This is a genomic window from Granulicella sp. L60 (assembly GCF_009765825.1).
Lineage (GTDB): Bacteria > Acidobacteriota > Terriglobia > Terriglobales > Acidobacteriaceae > Edaphobacter.
Genome location: NZ_LMUR01000004.1, coordinates 160,172 through 178,140, shown reverse-complemented (window position 1 = coordinate 178,140; position 17,969 = coordinate 160,172). Strand labels below are relative to the sequence as shown.

Below are 17,969 nucleotides of genomic sequence, written 5' to 3'. Positions count from 1 at the left end.
GTTGGTTTTATGTATGGGCCACCCGCCGTTTGGAACGCCCCGAGGCGCCTGTGCCGCTATTTTCCCTAGTAGGAGAGTCGTGCAAGCATGTAGTACTCACCTGCGGCCGCGACCAGAGTTGATTGTCTTATCGTAAGTGCCGAGGGCGGCTCTAGTTTGGAAGACACTGCCACCGGTTCGCTGTGGATACTCACTTTGCATAAAGCTCAATTTGGCCGCTTTTTCTCAAATCCTTAAATGCCTTCTCGTAGGACTTCTCGACGCGCGGATCTAGCTTGTGTTCTTCCAAATACGCGACTAGTACTTTCGAATTGTCTGGTTGCTTGATGTATTCCCTATGGTGAGCCATAAACTCATTTGCGGCGATCAAGCTCTTATCATTATCAGTAGGACAACTTCCAGATGCGGTGATAGCGCCATCCGACCGTCTAGTCCAGTGCCAGCTGCCGCCAGGGTGGCCATCGCAAAAGTGTTTCACCCACTTATTTTGTGAGTGAGCCTGCATCGCGATTGCGAGTCCAGAACCCAAGGCGTTACCAATCTGCTGCCCATTCTCATAAGCTTGTCTCTGTTGAGCGCTGTAGTCTGTTGTGTTGCTTGTGCAGTTGACGTTGTTTCCCGCCACATTGCAATTTGTCGTTGTTGTCTGTTGACCTTGCGTCGAATAGCTAGACAACGCTAAGAAAGCACAAGCTACGGTAATACGGATTCGGCTAATTCTCATCATGGTAGCAAATCCTCAAAAAGCTCTTATGAATCTATGCAATATGAGAGCTAGAGCTAATACAACCTACGAGGTAGCACCCGAGTTTTTTTGTTCGGAAGTGGATGGCTGATGTTGGATTTTATCGGCTCGGAAGGGAAGGCGGTTCGTGCTTCCACACAAATGCCCCCTCATGCGGTGAAAACTGCATGAGGGGGGCGCTCTGAGATATGAGGATGTTAGATGTATGGGCCACCCGCCAGGTAAACTATTTCCTAACAAGCACCTACCAATTGCATAGAGGTAAAAGATAGGCTAGGGCGGTAACTCAGAAATCCAACTTGAGGCCCTCGATGCGTCTTTGCACCCGTCTGCTTTCCACTGCCTTCGCTCTCCTCGCCTGCACCCTGGCGGCTCGGGCTGACACTTTTCAGCTTTTCAACGTTACAGGAACATTCGACAATGGATCTATTTTGTCTGGCACCGCCACCATCGATACGACCGTGGGCACGGTGACGAACTCAGATTTTGTTGTTTCAGGCCCCTTTTCCGCAACCTTTCTCAATGACATTTACGGACAAGAATTCAATAGCACTAATTACGGTATTTTCAACCGCGACTCATTTGATAACTTTCTGATTCTCAACTTGCCGGTTGGACCGCTGGTTGGGTACCAGGGCGGCCGCATTAGCACCTCCTCGTTCGCAGATAATACCGACAACGGGGCCTTCACCTCTCTCGTGAGTGGACAGTTCACTGCTGCACCTTCGGGAGTGACCCCGGAACCCTCGACGCTGGTTTTACTTGGCACAGGGATCCTTGGTCTGGCGGGTGCGGCACGGCGCAGGTTTCTTCCTCGCGTCTAGTCAGGGGTAAGTCAAGCAGGAAGCCGTCTCTTCGGGGGCGGTTTTCTTTGCAACAATAGTGGCACGAACAGATATCTGGTGGCTCAAATAGATAGCCAGTGGCCCGAATACATGTGCGGGATCAAAGACAATCACGAACTAACTTCTCTTATTCCACAGTCACGCTCTTAGCTAAGTTTCTGGGTTGGTCTACGTCGCAGCCGCGGCGGACGGCGATGTGGTAGGCGAGGAGTTGGAGGGGGACAACTTCTAGGACGGGTAGGAGGAGTTCTGGGGCCTGGGGGATGTGGATGACGTGTTCGACGAGGTGTTTGATCTCTTCGTCGCCTTCGATGGCAATGGCGATGACTCGGCCGCTGCGGGCGGTGACTTCTTGAATGTTGCTCAGGGTTTTTTCGTACTTGAGGACGCTGCTGGGGTCGGTGGGGTCCTTGGTGGCGATGCAGACGACGGGGAGGGTCTCGTCGATGAGGGCGTTGGGGCCGTGCTTCATCTCGCCGGCGGGGTAGCCTTCGGCGTGGATGTAGCTGATCTCTTTTAACTTCAGTGCTCCTTCGAGGGCGATGGGGTAGTGGATGCCGCGGCCGAGGAAGAGGAAGTCGTTGGAGGTGTGGAAGATCTTTGCGAGCTGGTAGCACTGGTCGTCGACGGTGCGGAGGACGTCTTCGAGCTTTGCGGGGAGTTTGCTGAGTTCGGTGACGAGGTGGAGGGATTCTGCGTCGGAGATGGTGCCGCGTACCTGGGCGAGGTGGAGGGCGAGGACGAAGAGGGCGGTGAGCTGGGCGGTGAAGGCCTTGGTGGAGGCGACGCCGATCTCGGGGCCGGCGTTGGTGGTGATGGTGCCCTGGGCTTTGCGTGTGATGGCTGCGCCGACGACGTTGCAGATGGCGAGGGTTTTGCTGCCTTTGGCGGCGAGCTCGGCCTGGGCGGCGAGGGTGTCGGCGGTTTCGCCGGACTGGGTGATGAGGAGGCCGATGGCGTGGGGGTCGGCGATGGGGTCGCGGTAGCGGTACTCGCTGGCGTAGTCGACGTCGACGGGGAGGCGGGCGAGGCGCTCGATCATGAACTTGCCGGCGAGGCCAGCGTGCCAGGAGGTTCCGCAGGCGGCGATGGTGATCTGGCTGGCGGAGCGGAAGTCGGCTTCGGAGATCTGCATCTCGGCGAGGTGGACGCGGCCAGTGTCGAGGGAGATGCGGCCGAGGGTGGTGTCGCGGATGGCGCGGGGCTGCTCGTTGATCTCCTTGAGCATGAAGTGCTTGTAGCCGGCTTTTTCGGCCTGGATGGGGTCCCAGGTGATGCGCTGGACTTTTAAGGGCAAGGCTGCGCCTTGAAAATCTGTGAGGGTGACGCCTTCGCGGGTGAGGACGGCTAGTTCGCCGTCGGCGAGGAAGTGGATGTTGCGGGTGTGGTGGAGGATGCCGGGGACGTCGGAGGCAAGGAAGAATTCGCCTTCGCCGATGCCGATGACGGCGGGCGGGCCCATGCGGGCGGCGACGAGCTTGTTGGGCTCGTGCGCGGAGAGGACGCCGATGGCGAAGGCTCCGGTGATGCGCTTGACGGCGCGGCGGACGGCTTCTTCGAGGGGGAGGGCGGGCTTGTTGCCGTTGAGGGGGAGGGTGAGGACGGCTTCGGCGGTGTTGGCTTCCGTGGATCCCACCTTAGGCGACGATGAGGCCGTCGCCGAAGATGGGGCACCCGGATTTTTGCCGGCGGCGAGGTTGAGCTCGTCTTCGATGAGGTGGGCGATAATCTCGGTGTCGGTCTCGGAGACGAAGCGGTGGCCTTTGGCGATGAGGGCGTTCTTGAGGGTGAGGTAGTTTTCGACGATGCCGTTGTGGACGACGACGAGGGTGCCGGAGCCGTCGCGGTGGGGGTGGGCGTTCTCTTCGGTGGGGCGGCCGTGGGTGGCCCAGCGGGTGTGGCCGATGCCGAAGGAGCCATCGATGGGGGAGTTGGCGATGACGGCTTCGAGGTTGCGGAGCTTGCCGGGGGCGCGGCGGAGTTCGAGGCCGGTGGGGCCTCCGGCTACGGCGATGCCGGCGGAGTCGTAACCGCGGTATTCGAGACGGCGGAGACCTTCAATGATGACGGGGACGACGGACTGGGGGCCAATGTAGCCAACGATTCCACACATGGAATCAGTTTAGATGGCCGAGGGGGATTTGCGCGGGGAGTGTTGTGTGACTTTCGGGGGAGGGTGGGTGGTGGAGGCGATGTGACGGGAAATTTACGGAGCGGAAAGGTGAGCGGTGTAACGTAGGAGTAAGGGCTTGGTCAGGTGGTGCTGTGCACATACTTGTTCTGAATAGTGGGTCTTCGTCGATTAAGTTTTCCCTGTTCGAGGATGGGGAGGGTGAGCCGCGCGCGTTGTTTGACGGTGAGGTGACCGGGATTGGCGGGAAGGCGGCGGGTTTCAAGTTTCGCGATGCGGCTGGGAAGGATCTGAGCGGGGGGAAGGATACGGTGAAGGCCGAGACGCCGGTGGAGGCGATTGGGCTGGTGGTGGATGCGGTGAGCGGGGCGGGGCTGCCGAAGGTGGATGCGGTGGGGTATCGGGTGGTGCATCCGGGGGCGAAGCTGGATCGACATGTGCGGATTACGGATGAGGTAATAAGGGATCTGAAGGAGGCGGTGGTGTTTGCGCCGCTGCACGATCCGGCGGTGATCGAGGTGATTCGGGAGACAATGGGGCGGTTTCCGGATGTGGCGCACTATGCGTGCTTCGATACGGTGTTTCACGAGACGATGCCGGAGGCTGCGACGACGTATCCGATTCCGGTGGAGTATCGCGAGCGGGGCGTGCGGCGGTATGGGTTTCATGGGTTGAGCTGCGAGTCGATTGTGCGGCAGCTAAGGGGGGAGAAGGCGATTGCGTTTCCGAAGCGCATGGTGATTGCGCACCTGGGGAGTGGATGCAGCGTGACGGCGGTGGTGGATGGCCGCTCTGTGGACACGACGATGGGGCTGACGCCGACGGGCGGGGTGGTGATGGGGACGCGGCCGGGAGACCTTGATCCGGGGCTGGTGCTTTATCTGCTGCGGCAGACGGAGGGGGACAAGGTGAAGGCGCTGGAGACGATGTTGAACCATGATGCGGGGATGGTGGCGCTTTCGGGGATGGCGAACGATATGAAGGCGGTGCGGGAGGCGGCTGCGAAGGGAGATGCAAAGGCGAAGCTGGCGGTGGAGGTGTTTACACGCAGCGTGAAGAAGGCGGTGGGCGGGTTTGCCGCGTTGATGGGTGGGGTGGACGCGGTGGTGTTTGCGGGAGGGATTGGCGAGCATGATGCGCGCTCTCGGGCGGAGATTATGGGCGGGTTGGAAGGATTGGGGATTTCGATGAATTCTGAGTTGAATGAAAGGAAGGGCGACGCGATTCGGCGTGTGAGTGCATCTGACTCAGAAGCGGCGATATACGTCGTTCCGGCTAAAGAGGACTGGATGATCGCGGTGCACGTGCATCGCATGGCCCAAACGGAAGATTAGTTCAATTTTAGTTACATATGTTTAGTGAATCTTCGCTTCATCTTCTTCGGGGCGATTTCAGAGTCGCCCGGAATCATTATCGTGAAAACGATCATCGCGAAATCAAGGAGCGTCGTCTATGAGCAGCGTGTCGAAGGAATCGCATAAGAGCAAGGGTCATGAGTTCAAGCCGCTTGAGGCTGAAGAGCTGCGCAAGATCGATGCGTACTGGCGGGCCTGCAATTATCTTTGCGTGGGGATGCTTTATCTGCTGGAGAATCCGCTGCTGCGGGAGCCGTTGAAGGCAGAGCATATCAAGAATCGGCTGCTTGGGCACTGGGGATCGGACCCGGGACAGACGTTTACGTGGGTGCATCTGAATCGGCTGATCAAGAAGTATGATCTGGACTTGATTTATATATCGGGGCCGGGACATGGCGCGCCGGCTACGTTGTCGAACAGCTATCTCGAGGGCGTCTATTCGGAGGTGTATCCGGACAAGAGCGAAGACGTCGTGGGGATGCAGAAGTTCTTCAAGCAGTTTTCGTTTCCTGGCGGGATTGGAAGCCATTGCACGCCAGAGACGCCGGGATCGATCCATGAGGGGGGCGAGCTGGGATACAGCCTGTCGCATGGATTTGGGGCGGCGTTCGATAATCCTGACCTGATCGTGACGGTGGTGGTGGGCGATGGCGAGGCGGAGACGGGGCCGCTGGCTACTTCGTGGCACTCCAATAAATTTCTGAACCCGGTAACGGATGGAGCTGTGCTTCCGGTGCTGCACCTTAACGGTTACAAGATCGCAAATCCTACGGTGCTTGCGCGCATTAGCCCGGAGGAGTTGGAGTGGATGTTCAAGGGATATGGGTGGGAGCCGCACGTTGTAGAAGGAGACGATCCGGCGTTGATGCATCTGCTGATGGCGGAGGTGATGGAAAAGTGCATTCTTGAAATTCGCGCGATCCAAGAGAAGGCTCGGAGTGCGCCTAAGGGTTCGGAGCCGGAGAGGCCGCGATGGCCGATGATTATTCTGCGTTCGCCGAAGGGATGGACCTGCCCGAAGGAGATCGACGGGCACAAGTTGGAGGGTTCGTGGAGGGCGCACCAGATGCCGATTCTGGATCCGGTGACGAATCCGGCACATTTGAAGATGGTTGAGAAGTGGATGCGGAGCTATAAGCCGGAGGAGCTGTTCGATGAGTCGGGCAAGCTGATTGCGGAGTTGAGGGAGATGGCTCCGGTGGGCAAGCGGAGGATTACGGCGAATCCACATGCGAATGGCGGGCTGCTAAGAAAGCCGATGGAGCTGCCGGACTTCCGCGACTATGCGGTGAAGGTGGAGAAGCCGGGACAGATTGAGGTGTCGCCTACGGATGTGCTGGCGCACTTTCTGCGTGACGCGATGCGGATGAACATGACGAGCTTCCGCGTGTTTGGGCCGGATGAGACGGCTTCGAACAAGCTGCAGGTGATCTACGAGGGCAGCCACGGCAAGACGTGGATGGCGAAGCTGCTGCCGGAGGATGCGGATGGCGGCGATCTTTCACGCGAGGGACGCGTGATGGAGATCCTGAGCGAGCATACGCTGGAGGGCTGGTTCGAAGGCTATGTGCTGACGGGCCGGCATGGATTCTTTTCGACGTATGAGTCATTCGTACACATCATCGATTCGATGTTCAATCAGCATGCGAAGTGGCTGGAGAAGAGCAAGCTGGAGTTGAGATGGAGAGCGCCAATCTCTTCGATCAATCTACTGATTACTTCGCTGGTGTGGCGACAGGACCATAACGGGTTCACGCATCAGGATCCCGGTTTTCTGGATGTGGTGACGAATAAGAGTCCGGAGATTACGAGGATCTATCTGCCGCCGGATGCGAATTGTCTGTTGAGCGTGGGAGACCACTGCCTGCGCAGTACGAACTATGTGAATGTGATCGTCGCGGATAAGGCTCCGCATCTGCAGTATCTGGATATGGATGCGGCGGTGAAGCATTGCACGAAGGGAATCGGGATATGGGATTGGGCCAGTAACGACGCGGGCGATGAGCCTGATGTTGTGATTGGATGCGCGGGAGATATTCCGACTTCGGAGGCGCTGGCTGCGGTGGCGATTCTGCGGGAGAAGTGTGCGGACCTGAAGATACGGTTTGTGAATGTGGTGGATCTGTTCCGGCTGATGCCGGAGACGGAGCATCCGCATGGATTGTCGGAGCGGGAGTTCGATAGCCTGTTCACGGTGAACAAGCCTGTGATCTTCAACTTCCATGCTTATGCTTCGCTGATCCACAAGTTCACGTACAAGAGAAAGAACCACGATAACTTTCATGTGCGTGGATATAAAGAGAAGGGAAACATCAATACTCCGCTGGAGCTTGCGATTTTGAATCAGATCGATCGGTTTGATCTGGCGATCGATGTGATCGACCGTGTGCCGCGATTGCAGATGACGGCGGCGCATACAAAGGAGTGGTTGAAGGATCAGATTATCGAGAGCATCAACTATGCGCATGCGAACGGCATCGATTGCAAGGAGATACGCGAGTGGAAGTGGCCCGCGTAAACGGCGATTGCTGACGTGAAAAAGCCCCATCTCTGCGGTTGCGGAGGATGGGGCTTTTTTCTGTTGTGGGTGGCTGGTTAGAAGAGGATCTTCAGTGCGAACTCTGTGTTGAAGGGCTCGCCGGGACCGATGGTTGGGTTGCCGAGATACGGCCCGATGGTCTCGCCGATGGTGCCCCCTTCACCTGTCGAAGGGAAGCCGACAGAAGCGAGGTTGGTGTGGTTGAAGAGGTTATACATGTTCGCCTTGAACTGAATCTTCACTCTCTCGGTGATGGCAGTTGTCTTTGTTGCCGAGAGGTCGAAGGCTTCGTAGCCAGGGTTATAGTTTTGTCCACGACGGGTTAGAGAGTAGGTTCCGGGTGCGGGATCGACGAATGCGTTGGGGTTGAACCACTGCACTGAGCCGTCGACGATGGCGTGGGAGACATTGTTGGGATTAGCGATGACCTGCACGGCGCGGTCCGCGTTATCTCCGTTGCCGCTGACGTTCGAGCTGGCGGTAACGGTGTAGGGGGTTCCACCGTGCAAGGAGAAGCCAGAGGTGACTTGCCAGCCGTGGGTGAGACGCTGCGGTCCGCGGAAGGCAGGGATGTCGTAGTTGAAGTATCCGGTGAAGGTGTTGCGAACGTCGTAGTCAGAGTTTCCGTACTCTGCTTTTTCGTTCGTTGGATCTTGCGGGAGATAGGGAAGAAGTCCGGTCTCGTAGTCGAGCGCGTGTGACCAAGTGTAGTTCAGTTGCGAGGTGAGGCCGTGCCAGCTCTGGATCCGCAGGGTGGTTTGCAGCGAGTGATAGATGGATCCCAGGTTGCTGCGGGTCTCGTCGATAACGCCGAAGTTGGGGAACTGCGCGTTGTAAGGACGGGTAAGCTGCTGCTGATTGATCGAGCAGCCGCCTGAAGGACTGGATTCGCCTGCTGGGCAAGGGATGTACGCACTGCCGAGAGCAGCGGCGTTGATGTCGAACATGCCAGTAAGGTGTGTGCCTTTTGACCCTACATACCCGATCTGAAGGATGACGGAGTTGGAAATGCTGTGCTGAATGTTCAGGTCCCAGATCTGCGTGTCGGATGGCCTATAGTGCGGATCGTAGGTGGAGATGCTTTGGCTGCCGGGTGAGGGATTCTGGCTGGCCGCGGCGAGGGTCGGATAGATGTCTACGCCGGGTTGGATCGTCTGGTTGAGGCCCTGGGCGTTGACAACGAGATTGCTGCCTGCGGGATTGAGACCTGGGCCGAAGACGGAGATGTTTTGTACTCCGTTGTTTTGCAGGATGCCCTTTACGTAGACGGTGTCGTAGTAGTAGCCATAGCCGCCACGAAGGACGGTGTTTCCGGTGTTATCCAGCTGATAGGCGAATCCGATGCGGGGGCTTACGGCGCCCCAGAAGTTCGGATAGATGTTTGAGACGCCTTGACCGGCGACTGCAAGTCCGGTTGGGCTGGTGGGGTCGAAGATGGAGAGGTTCGGATAGTCGGAGTGTACTGGGCCTGCATAGTCGTAGCGCACGCCGTAGTTGAAGTTCAGGTTTCTGGTAATCTGCCAGGCGTCCTGTGCATAGAGAGAGAAGGAGGTCTGGAATACCTGCCGCTTTGCATCTCCGAGGACAATGCTCGAAGCGGTCGGGTTGATGCATCCCGCGAGGAAGTCTGCCAGGAAGAGATCGTTGGAGGTAGCACTGGCGGGAGCCGCTACGCCTTGATTTTTCGTTGCCAGTGCGGCGCATGGAGTTTGTGCAGCTCCGGCAGAGAAGTTTTGCGTATTCCAAGGACCTTGGGAACCGTCGAAGTAGAGGGTGCCTCGCTCTCCGGTCTGATAGAAGTCGTCGACCTGAGCCATGCGGAACTCACCGCCGAAGTGCATCTGGTGCGCTCCCTTGGTCCAGGTGAGATCGTCGTCGAGGTGTCCAGTGATGTCGTTTCTTCCAGAGGGAGCGGTGACGCCGGTGGGATCGAATCCGGTGTTACCAGCGGTCAGTCCGGCGCCGCTTCCGGTGGGCCCGATGACTAGGTGCGGGGCACCGGGTAGAGCAGGATCGGTAACGCCGGTGTTTAGGCCAAGTCCGATGGGATCGAAGCTGTTGTCGGCGTCGCCGAAGACCTGGTTGAAGTAGCCGACCCCTGCAGCGAGCTGATTGGCCATGGATGAGGTGAGGATGCGGTTGTAGATGATGGAGTAGTTCTGAACGTGGATGGGAGCGTTCTCGAAGTAGGGCGTAAGGGCGGACGAGGTTGGCGCAGTTTGCGTGCCTTGTGCGACGAACCATCTGGCTGAGATGTGGTCTTTGTCGGAGAGCTTGTAGTCGAGTTTGATGAGACCGTTGAAGCTGTGGCCGGTCAGGTTGCCGGATGCCTGATAGTTATTGGGTGCATCGCCGCCGGTGAGCGCTTCGGCTGGCCATAGACCGGCAAGGGTGCCATTTCCATTGAGCAGATTGGAGGCCACGGTGCTATGAGGCACGCCATAGAAGTCGAGCACACTGTATGCATCAGATTGATATGCGGCGGTGGGCTCTGTTGCTTGGCTGAGAGCGCCGATGAGGAAGTTCTGATGCTCACCTGCGAGGAAGAAGAAGAACTTATCGTGTTTGAGCGGCGCTCCGACGGAGAAGCCATAGTCCTGAAGTCTGGATGCGGGCTTGGAGTCGCGGAAGGGATTCTGGCGCTCGAAGAACTCGTTGTGGTTGTAGTAGTAGGCAGAGCCGTGGAGCTGGTTTGTGCCGGTTTTGATAACGAGGTTAGCGGTACCGCCGGGATTACGTCCGAGGGCTGCTGAGCCAGTCGTCACGAAGTTGAAGCTCTCGATGGCATCGATGGGGAAGACGACGCCGGCGATGGCCGAGACGCCGCCTTGGTTGACTGCAGGAATGTTCCACCAGAAGTCGTTGTTGTCTGTGCCTTCGATCTGCCAGTTGATGGAGTTGGACCGAGTTCCGTTGACGCTGGAGTCACCGCCGCCACCGCCTGAGGAGAGGCCTGCGAAGCCTGTCGTTTGTGCGACCATCTGGGTGAAGTCGCGGCCGCTGTTGGGCAGATTTTGCACGACAGTCTCAGGCAGGACAGTGGCTTGAACGTCGCTGGCGGTATCAAGTGTGAGGGCTGCGGCTGTGACCTCTACGATCTGATCGGTGGAGGAGAGGGCGAGCTTCGTGGAGAGCACGTAGCTACTGCCAGCGGCTACTATGACGTTGTCATACTTGGCGGTTGAGAATCCGCTAAAGGCGACGGTTACGGTGTAGCTGCCTGGAGGAAGATTGGTGAAGTTGAACTCTCCGGCGCTGGTGGACAAAGCTTTGTAGGACAGGTTGGTCGAGGTTTCGACCGCAGAGACGGCCGCGTTCGCGATGGCTGCTCCGGTGACGTCGGTGACGGTTCCGTTGATGCCGCCACGATAGGTCTGAGCGTTGGATGTGACGGAAAACACGGTGAGGAGAATGACGGCGAGGCTGTAGAGGACAGCCATGAGAGACTTCCTGAATCGACGTTGCATATAACCTCCGAAAAAAAGACAAAGGATTTCTGTTCGTCTGGGAGACGATTTTTTGAAAGTGGAATTAAGACAAAAAGCCCTATTCGCAGCGAGATGCTGCGGGTGCGTCACTGTTTTCCAAGGCCTTGCGGCTACTAGAAGTGTGGCGAAAACGGCAAATTAATTGAAGAGTTGGTCCAAGCTAAATCTCTTTTTGTAAATTTGCAACTAATTTATTTGGCTGTATGGAAGAAAAACAGTGGTGGGTGTGGGCATAGGAAGAGAATTTTATTTGTAACTGATCATGTAACAAAAATACAGCCGACGCCGATCGCGATCCTGCAATCGGCGTCGGCTGCTGATGTTCGTGGGGTATGGCTTGTGGCGACGGCGTTGCAAGGATGGTCTCAGGTTTTGCCGCGGCGGAGCTCTTTGGTCTTGAGGACGATTAGATATTCGTAAAAGGACTGGAGGGTGGCGTAGGTGAGGCCGGCTGCTCCGTCGAGGATGGCTCGGCGGAGGAAGACCATGTAGAGCCATTTGAGGAGGGGGCGGCAGGGGAGACGATAGAAGAGTGCCTTCTGGTGGAGACGGCGGGTGTGGAAGTCGGGGTCTCGCAGAGCGCTGAGAAGTGATGGGTCTTGCAGACCCTGGTTGCGGACGATCAGCTCGGCTTCCATGGTGGAGTAGAGGTTATGCTTCTCCACCCAGCGGGCGATGCCCTTGGAGAAGGGATAGTGATCGAGGGGATAACTGAGATCGGCGATGGTTCCTTCGACCTCGATGACCTCGTTGATGGCGCGGGTATAGCGGGCGTGCTCCGGGCGGACGAGTCGGATGTAGAAGGGAGAGATCTGGGCGTGTTTGAGCCAGGTGTCGAAGAGGAAGTCTCGGCGGCGAAGACGGAAGCCTGAGATGGAGGCGGGAGCAGCGACGGTGATCTGTTGCATCTCGCGGGAGAGTTCGGGTGTGGGACGCTCGTCGGCGTCGAGGAGGAAGACCCAGGGGTGTTTGAATGGAATGGTGGCGAGGGCGGCGTTGCGGTGGGTGGCGTAGTCGTCGAACGTACGGAGGTGGACTTGTGCGCCGGCCGCGTGCGCGATCTCTACGGTGTTGTCGGTGGAGTGGGAGTCGAAGACGTGGATGTCGTCGCACCATGAGACGGAGGTGAGACAGTCGGGGAGATCTTCCTGCTCGTTGCGGGTGAGGATAAGGACGGAGATCATCTGGTGGTTATGGTATCGCGAGATGACGGGAGATTTCGGCGCGTATGATCGCGTTGCGGTGAGGGTGAGAGTCTATGGCGAATTTACCCCATGAAGAAGGAGTGATGCGCGGTGCGGCTACGGTGCCGGAGAAGACGCATGCGGGCGTGTGGGTGCTGGCGGCTACGATTCTTGGGTCGAGTATGGTCTTCATCGATGGGACTGTGGTGAATGTTGCGCTGCCGGCGTTGCAGACCTCGCTGAACGCTACGGTGACCGATGTGCAATGGGTGGTCGAGGCGTATGCGTTGTTTCTGGCGGCGTTACTGCTGGTGGGCGGATCGCTGGGTGATCTGTATGGGCGGCGGCGGATCTTTCTGGTTGGGGTGGTGCTGTTTGCAGGTGCGTCAGCTTGGTGCGGCTTTGCTTTTAATGTTCGTGAGCTGATTGTGGCGCGGGGTCTGCAGGGAGTGGGCGGGGCTTTGCTGGTGCCGGGGAGTTTGGCGTTGATCAGTTCGTCGTTCTGCGCGGAGGATCGTGGGCGGGCGATTGGGACGTGGTCGGGGTTTACTGCGATCACTACGGCGGTTGGGCCAGTGCTGGGCGGATGGCTGATCGAGCATCTTTCGTGGAGGTGGGCCTTCTTTGTCAATCTGCCGCTGGCGGTGTTGGTGGTGTTGATCTCTTTGGCGAAGGTGTCGGAGAGTCGCGATAAGGAGATGGTTCAGCGTCTGGATGGTTGGGGCGCGGTGATGGCTACGGTTGGGTTGTGCGGGATGACGTTTGCCTTGATTGAGGCGGGGCGTGGAGGAGAGCGGGCGTTGATCGCTGGTGGGGTTGGTGTGCTGGCGCTGGCAGGGTTCTTTGTGGTGGAGTCGCGGTCGGAGGCGCCGATGTTGCCGCTGGATCTGTTTCGGTCGCGGACGTTCGGTGGGGCGAATTTGATGACGCTGTTTTTGTATGGAGCGTTGAGCGGAGTTTTGTTCTTTCTTCCTCTCGATTTGATCCAGGTGCAGTACTACTCGGCTACGCAGGCGGGTGGGGCGCTGCTGCCTTTGATTTTGCTGATCTTTCTGTTGTCGCGTTGGTCGGGTGGGCTGGTGGTGAGGTATGGAGCGAGGCTGCCGCTGATCGTGGGGCCGTTGATTGCGGGCGTGGGATTTGGATTGTTTCTGCGGGGCGGTGTGGGTGGGAGTTATTGGGGGACGGTGTTTCCGGCGGTGGTGGTGCTGGGGTTGGGGTTGGCGGTGAGTGTGGCTCCGTTGACGACGACGGTGATGGGGTCGATCGACCAGAGCCGGGCGGGAGTGGCGTCGGGGATCAACAATGCGGTGTCTCGCGTGGCGGGTTTGTTAGCGGTTGCGGTGATGGGGCTGGTGTTCTCGGTGGCGTTCAATGCGCGGCTGGAGCGTGGGCTGGATGGATTGGCGCTGCCCGCGGCGCAGCGGCAGGCGGTGGAGGAGCAGCGAGGGAAGCTGGCGGCGGCGAGGAGTGATGATGTGCGGGTGCAGCGGTTGATTGGGGAGTCGTTCGTGGGGGCTTATGGTGTGGTGCTGTGGATCGCGGTGGGACTTTCGGCGGCGAGTGCTTTGAGTGCGGCGATGTTGATTGAGGCGCGGCCGGAGCCGCAGCGGGTCGGCTGAAACTTTGCGTGGCGGCTGGGTGAGGCTACTTGGTTGGGCGCAGGGCGAGGACGGCGTTAAGACCTCCGAAGGCTAGGGAGTTTGAGAGGGCGAGTTTTGGCGTGGCTTTACGGGGGGAGCCGAGGATGACGTCGAGTTGGATGGCGGGATCGATCTCGGTGACGCCGGTGTTGGCGGGGAGCAGGCCTTCGTGGATGGCGAGGACGGTGGCGAGGGCTTCGAGGGCTCCGCTGGCTCCGATGGAGTGGCCGTGGAGGGATTTGGTGGAGCTGATGGGGATGTGGGGTGCGAGGTCGCCGAAGAACTGGTGGATGGCGGCGGCTTCGGTGGTGTCGTTGGCCTGGGTGCCGGTGCCGTGGGCGCTGATGTAGCCGACGTCTTCCAACGCGCCGCAGGCGCCTTCGGTGGTGACGGTGGCGTCGGCGAGGGCCTGACGCATGGCAGAGGCTGCGCCTTCGGCGTGGGGCTGGGTGATGTGGCTGGCGTCGGCGGAGGCGCCGAAGCCTACGATCTCGGCGTAGATCTTGGCGTTGCGGGCCTGGGCGGATTCGAGAGTTTCGAGGGTTAGCATGGCTGCGCCTTCGCCGAGGGTCATGCCGTCGCGGTTGGCGGAGAAGGGGCGGCACTGGGTGGGGGAGACGACGCGCATGGAGTCCCAGGCGCGGAGGAAGCCGAAGGTGAGCGGGGCTTCGTGGCCTCCGGCGATGGCGGCGTGAACCATGCCGCTGCGCACCATCTGGAAGGCGAGGCCGATGGCGTGGGTGGCGGAGGAGCAGGCGGTGGAGATGTTGAGAGCGGGGCCGGTGATCTTCTGGTCGATGGAGATATTGCTGGCTCCGGCGGAGGCCATGGTGCGGACGACGGTGAGGGGATGGACGCGGGCGTCGCGTGTGTAGAGCTTGGCGGTCTCGGTCTCTTCGGCCTGGCGGCCACCGCAGGCGCAGCCGACGATGATGGCGATCTTGTCTGGTGCGTAGTGGTTGGTGAGCTGGGATTCGGCGGCGGCCTGACGGGCGGCGACGATGGCGAAGTGGGTGGTGCGGTCGGTGGCGACGACGATGCCGGAGTCGAGGTGCTGGCGGGGATCGAAGTCTTTGACGGCGGCGGACTGGGTGAAGCGGAGGCCCTGGGTCTTGTCGTGGGCTTCGCGGAGGGGGGCTTCGGGGTAGGGCGGGAAGGGCGCGATGCCGGTGGTTCCGCTGAAGAGGGAGTTGCGGAAGTCCGCTACGGTGTTGCCGATGGGGGTGATGCACCCAAGGCCGGTGACGACGACACGATTCACTGCTTCTCCCTCGATGGTGCTTTGCTGGTTGCTTTAGTGATTGTAGATTCTTGGCGGTGGTTGAGGGCTCTGCATGGGCGAATCGATTGTTACGCTTTGGGTGCATCCTGGCCGGGACAGGAGAGCATACCCAGGGGCTAAAGCACCACCTCTCTGGTTGGCTGAGAGGCCCAAGGCTAAAGCCTTGGGTTACCTAGATGCCAAAGCCTTGTGGACCTGGATGGTATCGACCTATAGCACGATGCGGAACTGTCCCGGATGTGGTGCGAGATAAGGAGAGCGTATTGGGACGTCGAGCGTATGGCAGGTCCTTCGACTGCGCCTCTCGCGATGAAACTGCGAGAGGCTCCGCTCAGGATGACACTTTCTATATCAATCCATCACTTATGCTCAGGCTAGATGTCGATACTGCCTAGATGCCAAAGCAGCCTTTGGTGTCTGGATGCCAAAGCGTAGAGGTTACGCACTACTTTTCGACCACCCCACCCCCTGGGGGTACCCCTTGCTAAGCTTATTGTATGCAACGACTTGCGAAAATGACTGCTTGTAAATATGTCTTTCTAAATGGGTTACAGCTAAAAATTTGCAAATAAAGGAGTTAGGCTGACGAGGAAAAGCCCCTGATAGTTTCAGGGGCTTTTCCTTCTTCTATTTCTATTATAGCTGGCGGGGAGAAACTTGTACGCCACGGGATTGTGCTGGATTGGCGCGGGTTTTGGTGGGTTGGGGGCTTGACAGGGTGGGATTAGGGGACGAGTTCGAGGGTGACGCCGAGTTCGAGGTGGCGGGTGCTGCCGGGGATGTCCAAGGAGCCGAGCATGACCTGTTTGTGGGGGGTGAGGATGGAGGTGCCTTCGAGGACCATTTGACGGACGATGGGTTCGTTTACCCCTGAGATCGATTTATCTTCGGTGACGCTGGAGCGTTCGACCTTGGTACGGAGCCTGATGCCGTTGACCGACTCGTCGAGCGATGCGTCGATGTTCAAACCGATGTCGAGATAGGTGAACTGGGTTTGCGTTCCAGAGGCGCCGGAGCTGTAGCTACCAGTAGCGACAGGAATTTTGCTTCCATTTTTGAAGGTCGTTCTGGAACCGGAGACGACGGCGATCGCGAAGTTCTGGCTGCCGACGCGCTTGTCCTCTTCTGTCTCGGTGATGTTGTAGACGAGGCGATAGGTTTTTCTCGGACGGTCGAGATCCTTGAGGAGCTTTTGCGCAACGAGAAGCTGCTCGGGAGGTGCGGAGACGACGATGGCGTTCTGAGACTGCGCGAGAAAGATTTTGTCGGACGGGTCGAGTACATCGCGGAGTGCGACGATGATTTCGTCGGTCTCCTTGGGCTCGTTGACGTTGGCGAGATAGAAGGTCTGGACGGAGTTGACGTTCGTCTTCGCGGCTTCGGGTGCGGCCTGTGCCGATGCGGAGGATGCACAGGTGATGAGAGTCAAGACGGCTCCGAGGACTGCGCGTGTGAGGTTGTTATTGAGGCTTCGATTCATTGGTCATCTCCGTGGTGGGTGGTTCGAAAAATCTTTTGACTTCTTCTTTTTCTTCGGCGTCGTGCGAGGCCATGGGTGGATGGTTGAGTGCGACGATCTCCACCGGGTCGTATCTGTGGGCGAGGCGAAGGAGAAGTTTTTCCTGATCGGTCAAGGGGAGCTCGGGCGCGGGATGATTTTGGGCGGCGAGTTGGTCGAGGGAGCTTTGGTGTTCGTTGGTTAAGTTTGGTGTGGTGGGCTTCTTGTTTTTTCGTGGTGCGGTGATGGAAGGCGGATCGCTGTCGCGATTGCCCACCTTAGGCGACGATGAGGCCGTCGCCGAAGATGGGGCACCCAGTTCTGAAGATGGGGCACCCAACTCTTTGGCGGTGATGGGGGCGGCGATGGGTTTCGACGTTGCGAGTTCGTGCGGTGCGGGGTGAGGACGGAGTGCGGTCCAGTAGATTGTCGATGCGAGGATGGCGGCGCATGAGAGAGCGATGGCCCATGGGTGGGCTTCGAGGCGAGGTGTGAGGAGGGTTCGCCAGGAAGCACGCTGCGGGGCGTGGTGACGGGTGTGTTGCAGGATGCGGTGCTGCATGCCGTCGAGTGGTTCGGTGTCTCTGAGGGCGTTCAGGAGGCGGTCGATGTCTTCGTCGGTTTGCTTCATGTCGGTTTGCTTCATGCTGTGGCTCCTCTCTCCAGGCGCTCGCGTAGACGGGTGCGTGCGCGAAAGAGCGATGCCCGGATGGCGGATTCGGTTTTGCCGAGGATCTGTGCGATCTCGGGGGTGCTGAGCTCCTCGATGGCGGAGAGGAGAAGGACGTGGCGTTCGGCGCTTGGAAGTCTTTCGAGTTCGCGCAGAACGGAGGAGATGCGTTGGGCTTCGTCGAGTGCCTGGTCGGCGGGCAGGTTGCGTGCGGTGAGAGACTCGGCGAAGTGTTCGTCGAACTGGTCGGGGCGGATGCGGCGGCGACGGTCGATGGCGAGGTTCCATGCGATGCGGATGAGCCAGACGCGCATGTCGCGCACGGTGGCGAGGGATCGGCGATGTTCGAGGACGCGGATGAAGACGTCCTGAACGACGTCTTCGGATTCGGAGCGGCTGCGAAGGACGGAGTGAGCGACGCGGAAGAGAAGCGTGGAGTAGGTCTCTACGAGAGTGGCGATGTCTGTCCCGGGTCGTGCGCTCTCTGCTGAAGACAACACCAGGCTGTAACCCTCGATCGACGTCATATGTCCCTTCTACTCGGACAGACGGATGGGGTCAGGTTTCGCTCGACAATATTTGTGAGGGG

Annotated in this window: 12 protein-coding genes; 4 read left to right on the top strand and 8 right to left on the bottom strand. The window is 58.8% G+C overall.

Annotated features, from left to right (window positions below):
* Positions 1–190: 190 nt before the first annotated feature.
* The gene (locus GSQ82_RS03065) at positions 191–727 is read right to left on the bottom strand and encodes a hypothetical protein (protein WP_158790552.1); all 537 of its coding nucleotides are present in this window, start codon (positions 725–727) and stop codon (positions 191–193) included.
* Between the two features lie 329 nt (positions 728–1,056).
* On the opposite strand from GSQ82_RS03065, the gene GSQ82_RS03060 reads away from it, so the two are divergent.
* A complete protein-coding gene (locus GSQ82_RS03060) occupies positions 1,057–1,569 on the top strand; it encodes a PEP-CTERM sorting domain-containing protein (RefSeq protein ID WP_158790551.1) in 513 nt (170 codons plus the stop codon).
* Positions 1,570–1,717: 148 nt separating this feature from the next.
* Here GSQ82_RS03060 and glmS read toward each other — a convergent pair whose 3' ends face one another.
* Entirely contained in the window at positions 1,718–3,703 is a 1,986-nt protein-coding gene (glmS, locus tag GSQ82_RS03055; protein WP_158790550.1) for a glutamine--fructose-6-phosphate transaminase (isomerizing), read from the bottom strand.
* A gap of 152 nt (positions 3,704–3,855) precedes the next feature.
* Between glmS and GSQ82_RS03050 the strand changes: the two genes are divergently transcribed.
* The gene (locus tag GSQ82_RS03050; protein WP_158790549.1) at positions 3,856–5,055 is read left to right on the top strand and encodes an acetate/propionate family kinase; all 1,200 of its coding nucleotides are present in this window, start codon (positions 3,856–3,858) and stop codon (positions 5,053–5,055) included.
* Between the two features lie 118 nt (positions 5,056–5,173).
* On the top strand, positions 5,174–7,594 hold the full coding sequence (locus tag GSQ82_RS03045; RefSeq protein ID WP_158790548.1) for a phosphoketolase: 2,421 nt from the start codon (positions 5,174–5,176) through the stop codon (positions 7,592–7,594).
* Between the two features lie 77 nt (positions 7,595–7,671).
* Here GSQ82_RS03045 and GSQ82_RS03040 read toward each other — a convergent pair whose 3' ends face one another.
* Both GSQ82_RS03040 and GSQ82_RS03035 read right to left on the bottom strand, forming a co-directional pair.
* Entirely contained in the window at positions 7,672–11,082 is a 3,411-nt protein-coding gene (locus GSQ82_RS03040; protein WP_158790547.1) for a TonB-dependent receptor, read from the bottom strand.
* A 386-nt stretch (positions 11,083–11,468) separates the two neighbouring features.
* Positions 11,469–12,287: a glycosyltransferase family 2 protein gene (locus GSQ82_RS03035; protein ID WP_158790546.1), complete on the bottom strand. Its 819-nt coding sequence runs from the start codon at positions 12,285–12,287 to the stop codon at positions 11,469–11,471.
* Between the two features lie 74 nt (positions 12,288–12,361).
* On the opposite strand from GSQ82_RS03035, the gene GSQ82_RS03030 reads away from it, so the two are divergent.
* Complete coding sequence (locus tag GSQ82_RS03030) at positions 12,362–13,909, top strand: MFS transporter (protein WP_158790545.1); 1,548 nt, start codon at positions 12,362–12,364, stop codon at positions 13,907–13,909.
* Positions 13,910–13,934: 25 nt separating this feature from the next.
* On the opposite strand, the gene GSQ82_RS03025 is transcribed toward GSQ82_RS03030, so the two are convergent.
* The 4 genes from GSQ82_RS03025 to GSQ82_RS03010 all read right to left on the bottom strand — a co-directional run bounded on the left by GSQ82_RS03025 (position 13,935) and on the right by GSQ82_RS03010 (position 17,907).
* A complete protein-coding gene (locus GSQ82_RS03025) occupies positions 13,935–15,191 on the bottom strand; it encodes a beta-ketoacyl synthase (protein ID WP_158790544.1) in 1,257 nt (418 codons plus the stop codon).
* Positions 15,192–15,936: 745 nt separating this feature from the next.
* On the bottom strand, positions 15,937–16,692 hold the full coding sequence (locus tag GSQ82_RS03020; protein WP_158790543.1) for a hypothetical protein: 756 nt from the start codon (positions 16,690–16,692) through the stop codon (positions 15,937–15,939).
* The gene (locus GSQ82_RS03015; protein ID WP_158790542.1) at positions 16,673–17,356 is read right to left on the bottom strand and encodes a hypothetical protein; all 684 of its coding nucleotides are present in this window, start codon (positions 17,354–17,356) and stop codon (positions 16,673–16,675) included. The genes GSQ82_RS03020 and GSQ82_RS03015 overlap by 20 nt, the downstream gene beginning before the upstream one ends.
* Positions 17,353–17,907 carry an RNA polymerase sigma factor gene (locus GSQ82_RS03010; RefSeq protein ID WP_158790541.1) on the bottom strand — a complete coding sequence of 185 codons (555 nt, stop codon included), beginning with the start codon at positions 17,905–17,907 and terminating at the stop codon, positions 17,353–17,355. The genes GSQ82_RS03015 and GSQ82_RS03010 overlap by 4 nt, the downstream gene beginning before the upstream one ends.
* Positions 17,908–17,969 lie beyond the last annotated feature (62 nt).